This is a genomic window from Microbacterium oxydans (assembly GCF_900095745.1).
Taxonomy (GTDB): Bacteria; Actinomycetota; Actinomycetes; order Actinomycetales; family Microbacteriaceae; genus Microbacterium; species Microbacterium oxydans_B.
The window spans coordinates 164,801-180,192 of the sequence record NZ_FMIR01000018.1 but is presented as its reverse complement, the minus strand read 5'-3'; the positions used below and the strand labels follow the sequence as shown (position 1 = coordinate 180,192).

At 70.2% G+C, this 15,392-nt stretch carries 19 protein-coding genes; 2 read left to right on the top strand and 17 right to left on the bottom strand.

Annotation, left to right across the window (positions count from 1 at the left end):
• Positions 1-168 precede the first annotated feature (168 nt).
• Together BQ2383_RS13575 and BQ2383_RS13570 are read left to right on the top strand one after the other, a co-directional pair.
• On the top strand, positions 169-417 hold the full coding sequence (locus BQ2383_RS13575) for a helix-turn-helix transcriptional regulator (RefSeq protein ID WP_091035036.1): 249 nt from the start codon (positions 169-171) through the stop codon (positions 415-417).
• On the top strand, positions 417-1,853 hold the full coding sequence (locus BQ2383_RS13570; protein ID WP_205829199.1) for a type II toxin-antitoxin system HipA family toxin: 1,437 nt from the start codon (positions 417-419) through the stop codon (positions 1,851-1,853). The genes BQ2383_RS13575 and BQ2383_RS13570 overlap by 1 nt, the downstream gene beginning before the upstream one ends.
• 76 nt (positions 1,854-1,929) lie before the next feature.
• On the opposite strand, the gene BQ2383_RS13565 is transcribed toward BQ2383_RS13570, so the two are convergent.
• The 17 genes from BQ2383_RS13565 to BQ2383_RS13485 form a co-directional block, all read right to left on the bottom strand.
• Complete coding sequence (locus BQ2383_RS13565; RefSeq protein WP_029261090.1) at positions 1,930-3,090, bottom strand: flagellar hook protein FlgE; 1,161 nt, start codon at positions 3,088-3,090, stop codon at positions 1,930-1,932.
• Between the two features lie 28 nt (positions 3,091-3,118).
• On the bottom strand, positions 3,119-3,556 hold the full coding sequence (locus tag BQ2383_RS13560) for a flagellar hook assembly protein FlgD (RefSeq protein ID WP_029261089.1): 438 nt from the start codon (positions 3,554-3,556) through the stop codon (positions 3,119-3,121).
• 15 nt (positions 3,557-3,571) lie between these two features.
• On the bottom strand, positions 3,572-5,038 hold the full coding sequence (locus BQ2383_RS13555; protein WP_091035030.1) for a flagellar hook-length control protein FliK: 1,467 nt from the start codon (positions 5,036-5,038) through the stop codon (positions 3,572-3,574).
• Positions 5,035-5,457: a hypothetical protein gene (locus tag BQ2383_RS13550; protein WP_091035027.1), complete on the bottom strand. Its 423-nt coding sequence runs from the start codon at positions 5,455-5,457 to the stop codon at positions 5,035-5,037. The genes BQ2383_RS13555 and BQ2383_RS13550 overlap by 4 nt, the downstream gene beginning before the upstream one ends.
• Complete coding sequence (locus BQ2383_RS13545; RefSeq protein ID WP_091035024.1) at positions 5,454-6,749, bottom strand: FliI/YscN family ATPase; 1,296 nt, start codon at positions 6,747-6,749, stop codon at positions 5,454-5,456. Before BQ2383_RS13545 ends, BQ2383_RS13550 begins: the two co-directional genes overlap by 4 nt.
• A complete protein-coding gene (locus tag BQ2383_RS13540) occupies positions 6,746-7,351 on the bottom strand; it encodes a FliH/SctL family protein (RefSeq protein ID WP_091035022.1) in 606 nt (201 codons plus the stop codon). The genes BQ2383_RS13545 and BQ2383_RS13540 overlap by 4 nt, the downstream gene beginning before the upstream one ends.
• Positions 7,341-8,345, bottom strand: a complete 1,005-nt coding sequence (gene fliG / locus BQ2383_RS13535) for a flagellar motor switch protein FliG (protein WP_091035019.1) — start codon at positions 8,343-8,345, stop codon at positions 7,341-7,343. The genes BQ2383_RS13540 and fliG overlap by 11 nt, the downstream gene beginning before the upstream one ends.
• Entirely contained in the window at positions 8,342-9,970 is a 1,629-nt protein-coding gene (gene fliF, locus BQ2383_RS13530; RefSeq protein WP_091035017.1) for a flagellar basal-body MS-ring/collar protein FliF, read from the bottom strand. Before fliF ends, fliG begins: the two co-directional genes overlap by 4 nt.
• A complete protein-coding gene (gene fliE, locus BQ2383_RS13525; RefSeq protein WP_029262222.1) occupies positions 9,970-10,272 on the bottom strand; it encodes a flagellar hook-basal body complex protein FliE in 303 nt (100 codons plus the stop codon). The genes fliF and fliE overlap by 1 nt, the downstream gene beginning before the upstream one ends.
• A complete protein-coding gene (locus BQ2383_RS13520; RefSeq protein ID WP_029262223.1) occupies positions 10,272-10,664 on the bottom strand; it encodes a flagellar basal body rod protein FlgC in 393 nt (130 codons plus the stop codon). The genes fliE and BQ2383_RS13520 overlap by 1 nt, the downstream gene beginning before the upstream one ends.
• Positions 10,661-11,002, bottom strand: a complete 342-nt coding sequence (locus tag BQ2383_RS13515) for a flagellar basal body rod protein FlgB (protein WP_029262224.1) — start codon at positions 11,000-11,002, stop codon at positions 10,661-10,663. Before BQ2383_RS13515 ends, BQ2383_RS13520 begins: the two co-directional genes overlap by 4 nt.
• Positions 11,003-11,111: 109 nt before the next feature.
• Entirely contained in the window at positions 11,112-11,435 is a 324-nt protein-coding gene (locus BQ2383_RS13510; protein ID WP_244176014.1) for a hypothetical protein, read from the bottom strand.
• Positions 11,432-11,818, bottom strand: coding sequence for a flagellar export chaperone FliS (fliS, locus tag BQ2383_RS13505; RefSeq protein ID WP_029262226.1), 387 nt, complete (start codon positions 11,816-11,818; stop codon positions 11,432-11,434). The genes BQ2383_RS13510 and fliS overlap by 4 nt, the downstream gene beginning before the upstream one ends.
• A 2-nt stretch (positions 11,819-11,820) precedes the next feature.
• Positions 11,821-13,203: a flagellar filament capping protein FliD gene (fliD, locus tag BQ2383_RS13500; protein ID WP_091035015.1), complete on the bottom strand. Its 1,383-nt coding sequence runs from the start codon at positions 13,201-13,203 to the stop codon at positions 11,821-11,823.
• Positions 13,204-13,278: 75 nt separating this feature from the next.
• A complete protein-coding gene (locus BQ2383_RS13495) occupies positions 13,279-14,109 on the bottom strand; it encodes a flagellin (protein WP_091035013.1) in 831 nt (276 codons plus the stop codon).
• 105 nt (positions 14,110-14,214) lie between these two features.
• The gene (locus BQ2383_RS13490) at positions 14,215-14,712 is read right to left on the bottom strand and encodes an RNA polymerase sigma factor (RefSeq protein ID WP_091035011.1); all 498 of its coding nucleotides are present in this window, start codon (positions 14,710-14,712) and stop codon (positions 14,215-14,217) included.
• Complete coding sequence (locus BQ2383_RS13485) at positions 14,709-15,338, bottom strand: hypothetical protein (protein ID WP_091035010.1); 630 nt, start codon at positions 15,336-15,338, stop codon at positions 14,709-14,711. Before BQ2383_RS13485 ends, BQ2383_RS13490 begins: the two co-directional genes overlap by 4 nt.
• Positions 15,339-15,392: the final 54 nt, after the last annotated feature.

The following is a 15,392-nucleotide window of genomic DNA, read 5'->3' as shown; positions in this document are numbered from 1 at the left end:
GCGCGGACCCGACGGCCCGTCCTGGGCTGTCGGAGGTGACTGTCGGCCGGTGGGCGCCTGGCGTTAGCGGGTGGCCATGATCTGCGCAGGATACTTCCCATTAGCTCTAAAGTGCAGTAAACTTCCCATAAGACCTAAAGGGAAGTATTCTGCTCACGGAGGTGCGAGATGCAGTTGCAATCAGCCAAGGCGTTCGCCGGGTTCGTCCGTGCGAACAGATTGAGCGCGCACATGACCCAACAGGAACTCGCCCAGGCGGCGCGCAAGAGCAGACGCTGGGTGCACGACCTGGAATCGGGCAAGGTCGTCCCCTCCCTGAGCGCCGCGATCGAGGTCGCCGCCGTTCTCGGATTCAGCGTCACGCTCGAACAGAGCGCGCGCTCCGACATGCTCGACCGTCTCTTCGAGGATCTGTGATGAGCGTGCTCGATCTCTGGCTCGACGGACGGTTCGCCGGGAAGTTGATGCGCGGAGAACGCGATCAGGTGGAGTTCCTCTACGACGACGACTACCGCGAGGAGTCCCGTTCGACGCCCCTGTCCGTGAGTATGCCGAAGAGCGAAGCGGGGCACGGTCCCGACCGGGTCATGCCCTGGCTCTCGAACCTGCTGCCCGACTCCGACGAGGTGAGGGCGCGCTGGGCGGCGAAGTTCGACGAACGGCGCAACGACCCCTTCTCCCTGCTCCGCCACACGGGGGAGGATGCCCCGGGCTCGGTGCAGGTCGTGCCCGAGGGGGTCATCCCGAGCTCCACGGGAGCCATCTCCCGGTTGACGGAGTGGGATATCGCGCGCCGCGTCCGGGCCATCCTCGCCGATCCGGACCACTGGGTCGACGACAGCGACGACGACGAGAGCAGGTTCTCGTTGGGCGGCAACCAGGGCAAGTTCGCTCTCGCCCGCATCGACGGGGAGTGGTTCGAGCCCAATGGTCGTGCCGCCAGCACGCACATCGTTAAGCCCGGCATGGTGCTCGCCTCGGGGCAGACCGACAACGACGTCCAGGCGGTGGAGTTCGTCACGATGCGCGCCGCACGGGCGATGGGTGTTCGTGCGGCCACCGTCGACATCATGGACTTCGACGGTCTCCCCACCTTCGTCACGACCCGCTACGACCGCAGCGTGGCGGGGAACGGCGAGGTCACGAGAGTCCACCAGGAGGACTTCTGCCAGGCGCTCAGCGTCCTGCCGGCGCGGAAGTACGAAGAGGACGGCGGCCCCACCATGTCGGACATGGTGGAGCTGGTCGGCAGCGCGTCTTCGCCGTCGTACCGCGGTGGAGACCTGCGGAGTCTCACCGAGCTCTTCGCTTTCAACCTGCTGACCGCGGGAGTGGACGCACACGCGAAGAACCACAGTTTGCTGCATGTCGGCGGGGTCGCCAGGCTGGCACCGGCGTACGACCTGATCTCCGCTCACGGCATCTGGGACGACGACCGCATCACATACCGCTCGAGTGCCGCGGTCAAGTACGGGAAGGAGCGCCCGTACAGCAAGATCACCGGCCGCAATCTCGCGCGCACCGCTGACGTGCTCGGCGTGCCGCGGCGGGAGTTCGCCGCGCTGCTGAACCGCATGTCGCAGAAACTCGGCGGGGCATTCGAGGAGGCTGTCCAAGCGCTGCCCGGCGGACTCGCGACGGCGCGTGTGCGTGCGATGCCCGCGCGCATCGAGCGCTTCGCAGCAGAGTTCGTCGAGAGGATCGCGGCCGAGGACCTGAGCGTGCGCAACATCCCCACCTTCACCGGGCCGACGAACGCGGAAGAGCAGGCCCGGACCGCGGTGTGGGAACCGGGCGAGTGGCGCTCCGGTCGGTGGATCACCGGACGGTACCGCACTCGGATCTCCCGCTGACGGGTCAGCAGCGCCTCCAGGAGACGACCGCTGTGACACGTCGAAGGCGCCCCGACTTCGGCCAGGGCGCCTTCGCTCAGCGCTTGAGGTTCGTGAGCTCCTGCAGCACTTCGTCGCTCGTGGTGATGATGCGGGCGTTCGCCTGGAAGCCGCGCTGCGCGACGATCAGGTTGGTGAACTCCTGCGAGAGGTCGACGTTCGACATCTCGAGGGCGCCGCTGATGATGCCGCCCAGGCCGTCGGTTCCGGCTTCGCCGAGCGTCGGCTGGCCGGAGTTGCCGCTGGGACGGAACTGCGAGGATCCGGTCTTCTCGAGGCCGCCCGGGTTCACGAAGCCGGCCAGTGCGATGCGCGCGAGAACTTCGGTGTCGCCGTTGCTGAACGTGCCCACGAGGCTGCCGTCGTTGGTCAGGGCGTAGGAGCTCAGGGTGCCGGCCGGCTTGCCGTTCTGCTCCTTGATGGCGATGTCGCTGACGTCGGCGAAGCCGGTGACCGCCGAGAGGTCGACCGTGATGCCGCCGGACACGATCGACGAGGCGCCGGCCTGCTTGCCGTCGGTGAAGGCCAGCGGGGTGCGCGCGCCGGCAGCGTCGGTGACGTCCCAGCCGGCGGTCGTGCGGGTGAAGGTGAGACGCATCGAGGTCTCCGTGCCCTGCGCGTCGTAGGTCTTGATGTCGCGCACGAGCGTGTCGCCGACGGCCGCGCCCGAAGGCAGGTTGCCGGTCACTCGCGCGGTGGTCGTCGCGGCGGCCGGGCTCAGAGCGCCAACGGGGAGTGTGATGTCGCCGATGCCCTGACCGGGGACGATGGCTCCGCCGCGCGCGGTCCAACCCTGCACGAGCGCACCGTCGGCCGAGACCAGCTTGCCGCTCGCATCGAACGAGAAGCCGCCGTTGCGGGTGTACAGCGTCTCGCCGCCGGAGCGCACCACGAAGAAGCCGTCGCCGGCGATCATGAGGTCGGTGGGGACGCCGGTGGGCTGCGGTGCCCCCGACGCGAAGTTGGTGCTGATGCCGGCGACCTGCACACCGAGACCGACCTGGGCGGGGTTCTGACCGCCGAGGTTCGTCTGCGGCATCATCGAGTTGCGCAGCAGCTGCGACAGCGAATCCTGGAACTGCACGGCCGAGGCCTTGAAGCCGGTCGTGTTGACGTTGGCGATGTTGTTGCCCGTGACGTCGAGCATGGTCTGGTGCGAGCGCAGGCCCGAGATTCCGGCGAAGAGGGAGCGGAGCATGGTGGTGCCTTTCTGGGTGCGGGGCTGATCAGGATTTGGGGACGAGGGAGACGCCGGAGACGGCGTCGAGGGGGATGGATGCTTCGCCGATGGTCACGAGCGGCACGGCGCCCGCATAGGAGACCGAGGTGACGATGCCCTTCTGCGTGACACCGTCGGCATCGACGTACTGGGCTTCGTGGCCGATGAGCGCGGCGGCGGTCTGACGCATGCTGAGCGCGAAGCTCTCGGTCGAGGTGGCAGACAGCGCGGTCAGCTGCTCCATGGACGCGAGCTGCGTGGTCTGCGAGATCATCTCGTTCGTGTTCATGGGAGAGCTCGGATCCTGGTTGGTGAGCTGGGTCACGAGCAGTTTCAGGAACACCTCCGAGTCGAGCGTCTTCTTGCGTTCGACCGGAGGCGTGGTGCTTCCTGTCTGCACGCCGGTGGGCGGGATGGTGCCGGTGATGGGGTCGACCGTGGTCATGGGGTTCCTCTCGGATCAGGCGAAGACATCGATGCCGCCGAGCGGCGCGTCGAGGGGGCCGGATGGTGCGCCGTCCGGTGCGGTGGGGACGACGACCGGGTTCGGCCGCGCGCCGGCATTCCGGTCGGCGGGTGCGTCGCCGCGGGCCTGGCCGCCGCCCGCGCTCGCCGCGTTGCCGTTCGTCGCGTTGCCGTTCGCGGAGCCGCTGCTGTTCGGTGATGTCTGTGGATTCGATGAGCCCGGGCCGTCGTCCGAGGTCGACAGCATCAGGGAGGCGTGCGGAGCCGCTGCGGCGAGATCCCGCCGCAGGTCGGCGAGCACGGCCCGCAGCGCCTCGCGTCCGAGGTCGTTCGGGGCGTGCAGCTCGATGTGGATGGCCCCGCCGGAGATGTGCGCGCGCACGGTCACCGGCCCGAGGTTCTCCGGCGACACGGTCAGCGTGAGGCTGTGATCGCCGTCTGCGGCCTGGGCGAGGGAGACGACGGGCGCTGTGATCTGGGGGAGCAGTACCGGGCGGGCGACGGCGGCGGCGGCAGGCGTGGCCGGGGCGAACGGGGGCGGCGAGGCGGGAGCCGGTGCAGTGACGGCGGCCGTCGAGCCGGTGGCATCCTCGGTCGCGGGTGCCGATGCGGCGGGGGCAGTGGCGACCGGAGTCGAGCCTGCAGGGGACGGCGCGGTATCGGATGCCCTATCGACGGCGGATGCTGTCCCCGCCAGGAGCGCCGCGTCGGCGTCCGACCCCGGTGCCGGTTGCGTCGAGGCAGCCGCAGCCGCGGCGACGGCACCGTGCGGCCCAGCGGCGACGGGCACAAGGCGGAGAGTCACATCGGCCGGAGCATCCGCCGCCGTGCTGTTCGCACCGGATGCGCCGGCGATACCGTCGCTGCCGACAGGAGCCGATGCCGCACCGACGGCGGCGGGCCCGGTCGAGGCGCGCGGCGACGATGCGCCGGTCGCGGCGGGCGGCACGGATGAGGCGGCCAGGGCTGCCGTCGATGCGGTGGTGCGTGCCGGATCGACCGATGCGGCCACAGCGCCGGACGCCGCGATCGGGGTGGGGTCGGCGGCTTCCGCAGGGGCATCCGCCGCTCCGGTGTTTTCCCCGGCATCCACCGGTGGCGGGGGCCCGTCGAGGTCGGGGTCCGCTCCCATGGTGCTTTCGTCGACGGGAGCCACAGTCCCCGACCCGCTCGGGATCGTGAGGGTCGTGAGGGGTGGGAGAGGCGATGCGGCCACCGGAACAACCGGATCAGCGGATTCGGCGGCCGCATCCGTCGTCTCGGTTCCCGTCGAGGAACCCGACGACACTCCCTCGGTGGGGACGCCGTCGGCAGGCGCGTCTTCGGCGAGCTGAGCCCGCGCCGCATCCTGGATCACGTCGGCGAAGGCCGAGGCCCCCGGGGTGACGCCGCGCGAAGGTGACGCACCGCTCGGCCGCGACGCGCGAGGGTCGAGCATGTCGACGATGCCGAGCGCGGTCACGACTGCCCCTCCGTGTCGGTGCGCGATCCGATCTCGTCGAGCTCCGCCTGTTCGGCGTGCAGCTCGGCCGCCCGCACCCGCACGGCGTGCGCCTGGGCGAGACGGTCGAGTCCGCGCATCGCTCGTCGTGCCTCCGAGTGCTCCGCGCGGGCCTGGTCGACGGTCTGCTCCTGCAGTTCCGCCAGCACCGTCAGGTCGGAGAGCAGCGTCCGCCCGGCCACACGGGCGGCCGCGAGCGCGGCCAGCGAGCGGACGTCCACGGCTTCACTCCCGGCACCGGAGAGATGAGCGCGCAGGGACCGATCGCGGGCCTCGGTGTGCCGGGCGTCGAGCACCGCGCGGGAGAGCCGCTGCGCCGCCGCGCGCTCCTGGATCTCGCGCACACGCAGCAGGCCCGCCAGGGAGAACGACCGTGTCATGAGACTCCTCCGAAACCGGAGACGAGCTCGTCGAGTCGACGCCACGATTCGTCGATCGCGCTCGTCTCGTCGAGCGACTGGGTGAGGAAGGCGGAGATCGCCCGTTCGTGGGCGATCGCGGCGTCGATGCGGGCGTCGGCACCCGGCTGGTACGCGCCGATGTCGATCAGGTCGTTGGCCCGGCGACGCGCGGCGAGCACCGCACGTAGCGTCGCCGCGTGCGCCCGCTGCCCGGGGGCGGTGATCTTCCCCACCACGCGGGAGACGGAGCCGAGCACGTCGATCGCCGGGTGGTGGCCTGAGAGCGCGAGCGCGCGATCGAGCACGACGTGGCCGTCGAGGATCGAGCGCACGGTGTCGGCGATCGGCTCGTTGTGGTCGTCGCCGTCGACGAGCACCGTGTAGATGCCGGTGATCGAGCCGCGCCGATCGGTGCCGGCCCGTTCGAGCAGGCCGGCGAGGAGCGAGAACGTCGACGGCGGGTAACCGCGGGTCGCCGGGGGCTCTCCCGCGGAGAGGCCGATCTCGCGCTGCGCCATCGCCACGCGGGTCAGCGAGTCCATCATGAGGATGGCGTGCGCGCCCTCGTCACGGAAGGCCTCGGCGATCCGGGTGGCGGTGTACGCGGCCCGGATGCGCGCCATGGCCGGCTGGTCGGAGGTCGAGACGACGACCACCGAACGAGCGAGTCCCTCCGGCCCCAGGTCGTCTTCGATGAACTCGCGCACCTCGCGGCCACGCTCGCCGACGAGGGCGATCACCGTCACCTCGGCCTCGGTGCCGCGCGCGATCATCGACAGCAGCGACGACTTGCCCACTCCCGAGCCGGCGAAGAGCCCCACGCGCTGCCCGCGACCCACGCTGACGAGCGTGTCGAGCGCGCGCACCCCGAGCGGAAGAGGGGAGTCGATCCGGTCGCGCCCCATGATCGAGGGCGGAGCGTGGTCGAGGCTCACCGAGATCGCGCCGGTCAAGGGGCCCTTGCCGTCGATCGGCCGACCGAGTCCGTCCAGGACCCGCCCGAGCAGCGCGTTTCCGGTCGGCACACGGAGCGGGCCACCGCGACCCCGCACGGGTGCTCCGACGGTGAGCCCGGCGACGGCGCCGAGGGGCATGCACCGCAGACCGCCCTCGCCGATCGCGACGACTTCGGCATCGACCCCGTCGAGCGTCACGACATCGCCGACGGCGCCTTCGAGCCCTCGCACCTGCACGCTCAGGCCGCGCACCTGGGAGACGACGCCGACGCGTTCCGGTCGAACCGCCTCGCGGACGGCGGTCCAGGCCGTCACGACCCGGCCTCGACCAGTGCGCGGCGGGCGCGCTCGAGGGCGCTGCCGATCCGGGCGTCGATGTGTCCGTGCGCCAGGGCCGCGACAGCATCGCCGCGCTCGAGCGTGTCGTCGGCGACGAGGGCGAACGCGGTCAGGTCCGACTCCGCGGTCTGCAGCGTCTGCAGGTCGTCGGGGTGCAGGCGTACCTCGCGGATATCGGCGGGGTCGGTGACCGCGAGTGCTCGCCGGGCGGCCGCCGCCGCCGAAGAACCGGCGTCCGAGAGTTCGGCCGCCAGAATCAACTCCGCCAGCTCGATCGCGCAGCGCAGCACCTCATCGCCCGCGGCGCTGGTGAGTGCGCGCTCCCGCTCGCCCAGTGACCGGGCTGCGGCCTGCAGTGCCGAGACCGCGGTCTCCACCTCGCGCGCGGCTGCCGCGTCGCGGGCTGCCTGCTCCGCGGCGGCGACCCGCTGTGCCGACTCGGCCTCGGCGAGCCCGGCACGGAAGCCCTCTGCGTGTCCTTCGGCGTAGCCGCGCATCCGGGCGCGCGCATGCTCCGCGCCGTCCGCGTGTCCGTCGAGACGCGGGAACAGCACCGGAGCGAACGCGTCAGTAGACATACTCGTCCTCGTCGGTGCGCTGCACCGTGATGTCGCCCGCCGCTTCGAGAGCGCGGATGGTGCGCACGATCTCGGCTCTGGCCTCCTCGACCTGCGAGACGCGCACGGGGCCGAGCGTCCGTGCCTCCTCATCGAGGTTCTCCCGGTTGCGTTCGGAGACGTTGCGGCGGATGAGGTCGGCGATCCCCTGGTTGGCGCCCTTCAGCGCGAGAGCGAGAGAGCGGATGTCCATGCCGCGCAGCACCCGCTGGGTGTCGCGGTCGTCGAGCTTGACGACGTCGGCGAAGGTGAACATGCGCGACCGGATGTCTTCCGCGAGGGCACTGTCGCGGTCCTCGATGCTCGCGAGCAGCGCCTTCTCGACGGTCGCTCCGGAGCGGGCGATGATCTCGACGAGCGGTTCGACGCCGCCGAGGGTCTCCGGCGCGTCGCGGCTCGCGAAGCTCCCGGTACGGGTCTTCAACGCGTCGGCCACGATCGCGATCGCCTCCTGTGACGCGGTGCCCATGGTCGCGATCGCGTGGGCGACGTCGGTACGGGTCGGGTCGGGGAGCGCCGCCAGCACGGCTGCCGCCCGGTCGGTGGGCAGGTGCGCGAGCACGAGGGCGACGGTCTGCGGAAGCTCGCCGTCGAGCAGCGTCGCGAGCTGCGCCGGGTCGGCGGAGCCGAGGAACTCGAACGACGAGTTCATCGACGTCGAACCCACCCTGCCGAGCACGGCCGCCGCACGTTCCGCACCGAACGAGGCTTCCAGCAGACCGGCCGCGAGGTCGCGGCCACCGCGGGCGGGCGGCAGGTGTCCCGTCGCGATCCGGTGGAACTGTCCGAGCGCCTGAGCGGTGGTGGCGGCATCCAGGTCCTGCAGCTCGATGATCTCGGCCGCGACGGCCTCGGCCTCCGATTCCGAGAGATGCTTCATCACCTCGATCGCCTGCGCGCGGTCGAGGTTCATCAGCACGACGGCCGCCGTCTGCCGGTCGGTCAGCCCGCTCATACGTGCTGCCTGTCGTCGATGAGGGTCCGCAGCAGGTCGGCCGTGCGCTTCGGGTCCTGTCGCGTCAGGGAGTCGATCTCGGCGCGGCGGCGCTCGAGGCTCACCTGCGCGGGCTCGGGGTCGGGCTCCGGCTCGGGATCGGGAGTCGTCTCGAGGAAGGCCAGCGGGGTCGTGGCGGCCTGGTCGATGGCGACGGTGGCCGCACCGGGGCCGAGGGCCGCCGACAGCGGAGCCGGCCGGTCGCCGAACAACTGGTCGAACTCGGTCGCCGAGTTGGCGCGACGCCGCATCCGCACGAGGGCGGCGATGACCGCGAGCAGCAGGGGCAGTGCGATCGCTGCGGCGATGATCGCGGTGTTCAGCAGGACCGACTGACGTTCCGCGGCCTCGGCGTCCTTGGCGGCCTGGAGGGCGGCCTGCGCGGCTTCGGCATCCGTCTGGCTGAACGACACGAGTTCGACCGCGATGGAGTCGCCGCGTGCGGTGTCGATCCCCGCGGCGGTCTCGACCAGTTCGGTCAGCTGCGCGGTGCTCAGGTCGCCACCGGCACCCGCGTCGACCGCGACCGAGACCGACTGGCGCAGCACGTTGCCGGCGGGGGTCGAGGTGCTCTGGGTGCTCTTGTTGACGGCGTTGGTCTTCGACGTCTCCGTGGATTCGGAGGTGCCGTCCGCGCCGGCCGACGGCACCGCGATGTTGTCGGGTCCGAGCACGCCGGCGTTCGAGCTCGAGCCGTTCTGCGTGTCCGTTCGAGACTGCTCGGTCAGCGGAGGCGCGCCCTCCGCCGGGGTGTAGGTCTCTTCGACGCGCTCGTTGACCGAGCGGTCGATCTCGGCGACCACGGTCACGGTCGCGTTGCCGGGTCCGACGACGGTGTCGAGCATCTGCTGCACGCTCGCGGTCACCCGTGCCTCGTAGTCGCCGGCCTGCTGGTCGACGCCGCCGATCGCCCCGACGCCGGCGGCCGAGAGGGTCTGGCCGCTCTGGTCCACGACGGCGACGTTCTCGGGCTTCATGCCGCTGACGGCGGCGGAGGTCAGGTGCACGATCGCCTCGACCTGCTTCGAGGTGAGCGACGCACTGCCCGACGTCTCCACGAACACCGATGCGGTGGCGTCGACGGTCTCCGAGACGAAGACGCTCTCCTCCGGGATGGCGAGCTGCACGGAGGCCGCGGTCACGCCCTCGATCGACGAGATGGTCGCGGCGAGCTCGCCCTCGATGGCGCGCTTGTAGGTCACGGACTGCTGGAACTCCGAAGTGGTCACGCCCATGTCGTCGAGCAGCGAGTACCCGCCGGAACTCGCACCGGGGAGACCTGCGGAGGCGGCGGCGAGCCGCTGGTCGTAGACGTCCTTCTCCGGCACGAGCACGGTGGCTCCGCCGTCGGCGAGTTCGTAGGGGACGGACGACGAACGCAGCTGCTCGACGACGGCATTCGCATCGGAGGCGCTCATCCCCGAGAACAGTGGGGTGTAGGTCGAGCGGGTCAGCCAGCTGGAGAGCGCGACGATCCCGAGCGCGAGCACGGCGACGCCGATGATCGCGATGGTGCGCTGCGCGAGCGTGAAGCCCGCGATCACGCGTCCGATCCGCTGGAAGACGTTGGTGACAGCCTGCGGCATCAGGCTTGCATCCGCATGATCTCGTTGAACGCGTCGACGCCCTTGTTGCGCACGGCGGCGACGAGTTCCAGGGTGACCGATGCGCGCGAGGAGGCGATCATGGCCGAGTGGATGTCGTCGAGGTCACCCGTGACGGCGGCGACCTTGAGCGCGTCGGACTCTGATTGCAGGGAGCGCAGCTCGTCGATCGCACCGGTGACGCTGTTCGCGAAGGCGGTGTCGTCCGCCGCCTTCGCCGGAGCGGTGGGCGGGGCGAGGGTGAACGCCGAGGAGATGCCCTCGACGCCGGAGAGGGGATCCATCAGCTGCGTCCGATCTGGAGGGCGGATTCGTAGGCGTTGCGGGCACGGTCGACGATCGCGGCACTGGCCTGGTAGCCGCGCTGCGCGAGGATGAGCTGGCTCATCTGGTCGCCGAGGTCGATGTCGGGGTAGCGGACGTAGCCGTCGGCGTCGGCGAGCGGGTGGTCGGGCTGGTGCACGAGCCGCCCCTCGGCGCTGCCCTGCACGGCGCCGGCGACATACACACCGGGCGACTGGTCGCTGGTCTGGGCCGTGATGTACCGCGCACGGAAGGCGGCGCCGTCGGTCGCCGTCACGGTGTTGATGTTCGCGATGTTGTCGCTGATGGCGTCGAGCCACTTGCGGTGCACGGTCAGCCCGGTGCTCGCGATGCCGATCGCGTCGAAGGTCATGAGGTCCTCATCGCCGCGCGCATCGACGCGAACGAGCCGTTCACGGCCTGCGTGGCGAACTGGTAGCGCAGCATCGTGTCGACGCTGGACAGGGTCTCGGTGTCGAGGTTGACGTTGTTGCCGTTCAGGCGCGTCGGCTCGAGCGAGGTGCCGACCGTCGAGCCGACCCGTCCGTCGCCCGCCTGCACCGAGTCGGCGAGTGCCTCTTCGAAGCGCACCCGCTTGGCGTGGTAGTCGGGGGTGTTGATGTTGGCGATGTTGTCGGCGATCGCCCGCTGCCGCAGCGCGAGGCCGTCGAGCGCGCTCGTCAGCGCGTTGATGGTCACAGAATCGAACACGACCGCTCCCCGTGTGTGGTGGTGTGGCCGATCCCTGGCCGAGTCTTGCGAGCCATCCGTGCTCTCCCTGTTCTATCGGCAGGGTCGCGCACGGCGTTAGGGAGCGGTCTCAGCCGTCGACGTCGAGGAATGCGGGAGCATCGGGACGCCGCGTTCCGGGGATCCGGTCCACGACGCCGAGGTGCTGTCGGAGGTCGTCGAGATCGGTGCGGGCGCGCTCCATCGCGAGGCGCTGACGCTCGACCACCCGGCGGGCGCGATCGGCGAGATGCACGGGCAGGGGAGTGGAGGGCGGCGTCCACGGTTCGATGACAGCCGTCTCGGCGGTTCCGGGGGCGGCCGCGAGGATCCGGTCGGCGTCGAGCTCGAGTCGATCCAGGAGGGCGGTCCACTCGTCGGGGTTCCCCAGCTCGGACTCCTCGGCGGGTCTCACGAACGGGTCTCCGCGACGGTCCTGGCGGCTTCGTGCCACGCGTCCCGCAGTGGGGCGACGATCCCGTGGCACGCCCGGGTGCGCTCGGGATCGCGGCCGATGTTGGCGCCGATCAGGGTCTGCGACAGGAAGACGTACACCGAGCGGAGGCCGGCGCTGCCGTTCCAGTCGTCGGTCAACGACGAGGTCAGCTCCGAAACGATGGCCTGCGCGTGCTGCAGCTGGGCGTTCGCCTCGGTCCAGTCCTCGGCCCGCTGGGCGGCCTCGCCGCGCTCGATGTCGAGCAGCAGCCGGTCGTACAGCAGCGTCACGAGACGCTCGGGTGGTGCCGACAGCACGGCATCGTCACGGTAGCGCTGCTGCGCACGCAGGGCGGCGTTCATGCTCACTTCCCCGAGCTCGAGGTCGGCAGGGCGGCGATCTGCGACGACAGGTAGGTGGACTGCGACTGCAGCTGCGACAGCATGACCTCGAGGCGGGCGTAGGTGCGCTCGAGCGTCGCTTTCCGCTGGGCGAGGCGCACGTCCCAGCGCTCCATCTGCTCGCCGAGGCTCTTGACCTCGCTCTCCTGGCCGGTGATGCGGGAGGTGAGCAGGCCGTCGTACTTGTCGGAGTAGACCTTCGCCGTGTCCTGCACGCGCGAGGCGACGTCGGAGAACAGGCCGGCGACCGCATCCGGGTCTTTCGCGAGGGCTTCGGCGAACTTCTCCTCGTCGAAGCTGAGCACGCCGTACATGTCGGTCTCGATGCCGATCGATGAGGGGGAGACGCCGTCGACCGGATGCTGGATGGCGTCGGCGATCGCCGTCCGCAGCGAGCGGACGGTGCTGTCGCCCGTGAAGACGCCGAGGGTGGTCTTGTCGCCCGGGTTCGCGGCGACGGTGGCCTTCGACCCGTTGTCGATGCGCGTCAGGATGTCTTTGACCGCGGCGATGAATTCGGCGGAGGCCTTCGTCCGGGCCTCGGTGTCGACGGTCACGCCGATCATGACGGCGTCGGCGGATGCCGCGGACACCGTCACGTCGACACCGTCGAACAGATCGGTGAAGGTGTTGCTCGACGAGGTCAGCACCTGTTCGGCGCTGGTGCCCGCCCACAGCCGCAACTGTGCGTCGGCGCCCACCGCGATCACGGCGGCCCCTGCTTCGGTGGCGATGTCGGATGCGGTGCCCGCCTCGACCGCGGCGACGTCTCCGCGATAGGCGCGGAACTGGCCGCCCTCGCCCGAGTCTGCGGCGCGCAGCTGCAGGCGGTGCAGGGGGTTGCCGTCGGCGTCGCGGCCCGCGGGCACTGCTGACGCGACGACTCCGAAGCCCGCTTCGTTGATGGCCTGGGCGACCTCCTGCATCGAGGCGCCGTCGGCTTCGATCTGCAGACGCTCGCCCTTGGCGTTCTCGAGGGTGATCACCGGCGGGTCGACGGGCCATCCGTTCGACGCGGCCGAGACGATGGTGTGGGTCTTCGCGACCTTGTCGACGACGATCTCCGCCGAGACCGGGGCGGCACCGGTGCGCGTCGCGACCGTGACCGTGTTCGACGACGACGATGTCGTGAACCGTGCCAGCCCGTCGGGCGACGCGGCCTTCCCGGCGGCGGTGGCGAGGTTCTGGATCGCGGTGTTCAGCGTCTGCAGCTGGGTGACGATGCCGTTCTTGTCATCCATCTTCGCCTTGAGCAGCGAGCGCGGGATGGCGTGCACGTCCATCAGGGCCTTGATGACCTCTGTGGTCTTCAGGCCGGAGACGAGGCCGTCGAGCGAGAGAGACATGATCGCCTTTGCAGGTCGGGAGCGGATAGAGTCCGGGCGACGATCGCAGCCGCCGCCCGGACCCTATGGCGTGGTTCAGCGCAGGAGCTGGAGAACGCCCTGGTTGGACTGGTTCGCCTGGGCCAGCATGGCCGTGCCCGCCTGCGACAGGATGTTCGCCGAGGTGAACTTGACCATCTCGGACGCCATATCGGTGTCGCGGATCCGGCTCTCGGCGGCGGCGAGGTTCTCCGCCGACACGTTGAGGCTGTTGATGGTCGACTCGAAGCGGTTCTGCAGCGCACCGTAACCGGCACGTGCGGTCGAGACCGCCTGGATCTCCGTGTCGATGTCAGCGAGCGCGGCACCGTAGGTGGCCGCATCCGTCATCGTCGCCGCGTAGCCCTTGATGTCCGCTCCGAGGGTGGCGAAGTTGGTCAGGTCGACCGAGATCTGGTCCTCGGCGGCGACTGCGCCCGCACCGACCTGGAACGTCAGCGTCGTGCCGCCCGAGAGCAGCTTGATGCCGTTGAAGTTCGTGCTCTCGGCGATCCGGGTGAGCTCATCACCGAGGGTGTTGATCTCCTTCTGGATCGCTTCGCGCGACTTCGCGTTGTTCGAGTCGTTCGCACCCTGAGCGGTCAGGTCGCGAACGCGCTGCAGGATCGAGTGGACCTCGGTCAGGGCGCCTTCCGCGGTCTGGATGACCGAGATGCCGTCCTGGGCGTTGCGGGCCGCGACGTTCAGGCCGTTGACCTGCGAGCGCAGGCCCTCGGAGATCGCGAGGCCGGCGGCGTCGTCCGCTGCACGGTTGATCCGCAGACCGCTCGAAAGCTTCTCGAGCGACTTCGACAGGTCGTTCTGCGTGCTGGACAGGTTGCGGTAGGCGTTGAGCGCCGACACGTTGGTGTTGATCTGCATACCCATAAGGGTTCTCCTCCGTGAATTTCATTGTGCGAGAGACCATCCGTGGTCTCCCGCACACACCTATCGGCGGAGGCGGCGCGCGCGTTAGCCGGGCGCGTGGCGCCGCTAGGCGATGACCCCCAGCGCAACTCGGAGATCTTCCTTGGCGCGGGCGTATCGGGATCGCGCCGTCGCCGCGGGAATGCCGACGATGTCGGCCGCCTGGCCGAGCGTGAACCCGTCCCAGTGGACGAGCTGGACGATCTCCGCGAGCTCCGGCTTCAGACGCTCCAGGGCGTCGCGGACCTCACCGCCCTCGTCCGCCGGAGGTGCCGCCGCCACGGGCATGTGGGCGCGCACCTTATCGACCAGGGCCAAGCGACGGCGCTGGCCCCGCGTGTGGTTCAACAGCGTGCCGCGGGCCAGCCCGAACAGCCACATCCGCGCCTCGGTCGCGTCGTCGGGCAGGTCCTCGACGCGCCGCCACGCGATCAGCAGTGTCTCTCCGAACAGATCGGGCGCATCGTCCGACCCGACGCGCCGGTGCAGGAACCGCAGGACGTCCCCGTTCGATTCGCGCAGGACCGTGGTCAGCAGCCGTTTCTTGCGATTGATCGAGGTCACGGGGCCACTGCCTCGCACTGCAGCTGCTCATCGCCGCCATAGCCCCACACGACGCCTGCCTCCTCAGCCCGCTGGGTCACGGCTTCGCGCATCGCGACGTTATGAGCGGTCGCGTACACATCGTCCTCAGACGGCTCCGCAGCGGGCCCGGCGTCCTCTCGCTGACCGTCGTCGTTCAAGACCGGGATGATCGCGTGGGGATCCGACCGGATCCGATCCGCCCACCGCTCGACAGCGGTGCTCTCGACGGCGAGATGTCCGACGTCGGTGACGAACGCGTTCCAGTCGCCCACGTCTTCCGTCTGTTCGACGACGACCCGCAGCTCGCATTCGCGGCCGCTCGGCAGCGTGAAGACGTAGGCCGCATCGGGCTCCTGCGCCCAGGGCAACCACTCGAAGCCTCCCGCGGCAACGGCAGCACCGGCGCCACCGGTCAACAGGACGGCCAGCCCGAAGCCCGCGACGAGGCGCGGTGTTCGTCGGGCGGCGCGCGGCTGCGCAGCCGACGTCTGCGCGCGAGCCGTGTGCGCGGCCTCGTCCATCGTGCGGCGGAGGTCGTCGTCGATGCGCAACGGCGCGGGTGCCGAGCGCTCGAGAAGCAGGTCCAGACGGTCTGGGGTATCCATGTCACTCCCATCGTGAAGGGTCGTTACATGAGATATGTCCGGCAGCACCGCCGG

Excerpts from the sequence above, each read along its gene's own strand:
- BQ2383_RS13575 (WP_091035036.1), top strand. The coding sequence starts at position 169 with ATGCAGTTGCAATCAGCCAAGGCGTTCGCCGGGTTCGTCCGTGCGAAC.
- BQ2383_RS13570 (WP_205829199.1), top strand. The coding sequence starts at position 417 with ATGAGCGTGCTCGATCTCTGGCTCGACGGACGGTTCGCCGGGAAGTTG.
- BQ2383_RS13565 (WP_029261090.1), bottom strand. The coding sequence starts at position 3,090 with ATGCTCCGCTCCCTCTTCGCCGGAATCTCGGGCCTGCGCTCGCACCAG.
- BQ2383_RS13560 (WP_029261089.1), bottom strand. The coding sequence starts at position 3,556 with ATGACCACGGTCGACCCCATCACCGGCACCATCCCGCCCACCGGCGTG.
- BQ2383_RS13550 (WP_091035027.1), bottom strand. The coding sequence starts at position 5,457 with ATGACACGGTCGTTCTCCCTGGCGGGCCTGCTGCGTGTGCGCGAGATC.
- BQ2383_RS13540 (WP_091035022.1), bottom strand. The coding sequence starts at position 7,351 with ATGTCTACTGACGCGTTCGCTCCGGTGCTGTTCCCGCGTCTCGACGGA.
- fliG (WP_091035019.1), bottom strand. The coding sequence starts at position 8,345 with ATGAGCGGGCTGACCGACCGGCAGACGGCGGCCGTCGTGCTGATGAAC.
- fliF (WP_091035017.1), bottom strand. The coding sequence starts at position 9,970 with ATGCCGCAGGCTGTCACCAACGTCTTCCAGCGGATCGGACGCGTGATC.
- fliE (WP_029262222.1), bottom strand. The coding sequence starts at position 10,272 with ATGGATCCCCTCTCCGGCGTCGAGGGCATCTCCTCGGCGTTCACCCTC.
- BQ2383_RS13520 (WP_029262223.1), bottom strand. The coding sequence starts at position 10,664 with ATGACCTTCGACGCGATCGGCATCGCGAGCACCGGGCTGACCGTGCAC.
- fliS (WP_029262226.1), bottom strand. The coding sequence starts at position 11,818 with ATGAACGCCGCCCTGCGTGCGCAGCAGCGCTACCGTGACGATGCCGTG.
- fliD (WP_091035015.1), bottom strand. The coding sequence starts at position 13,203 with ATGTCTCTCTCGCTCGACGGCCTCGTCTCCGGCCTGAAGACCACAGAG.
- BQ2383_RS13495 (WP_091035013.1), bottom strand. The coding sequence starts at position 14,109 with ATGGGTATGCAGATCAACACCAACGTGTCGGCGCTCAACGCCTACCGC.
- BQ2383_RS13485 (WP_091035010.1), bottom strand. The coding sequence starts at position 15,338 with ATGGATACCCCAGACCGTCTGGACCTGCTTCTCGAGCGCTCGGCACCC.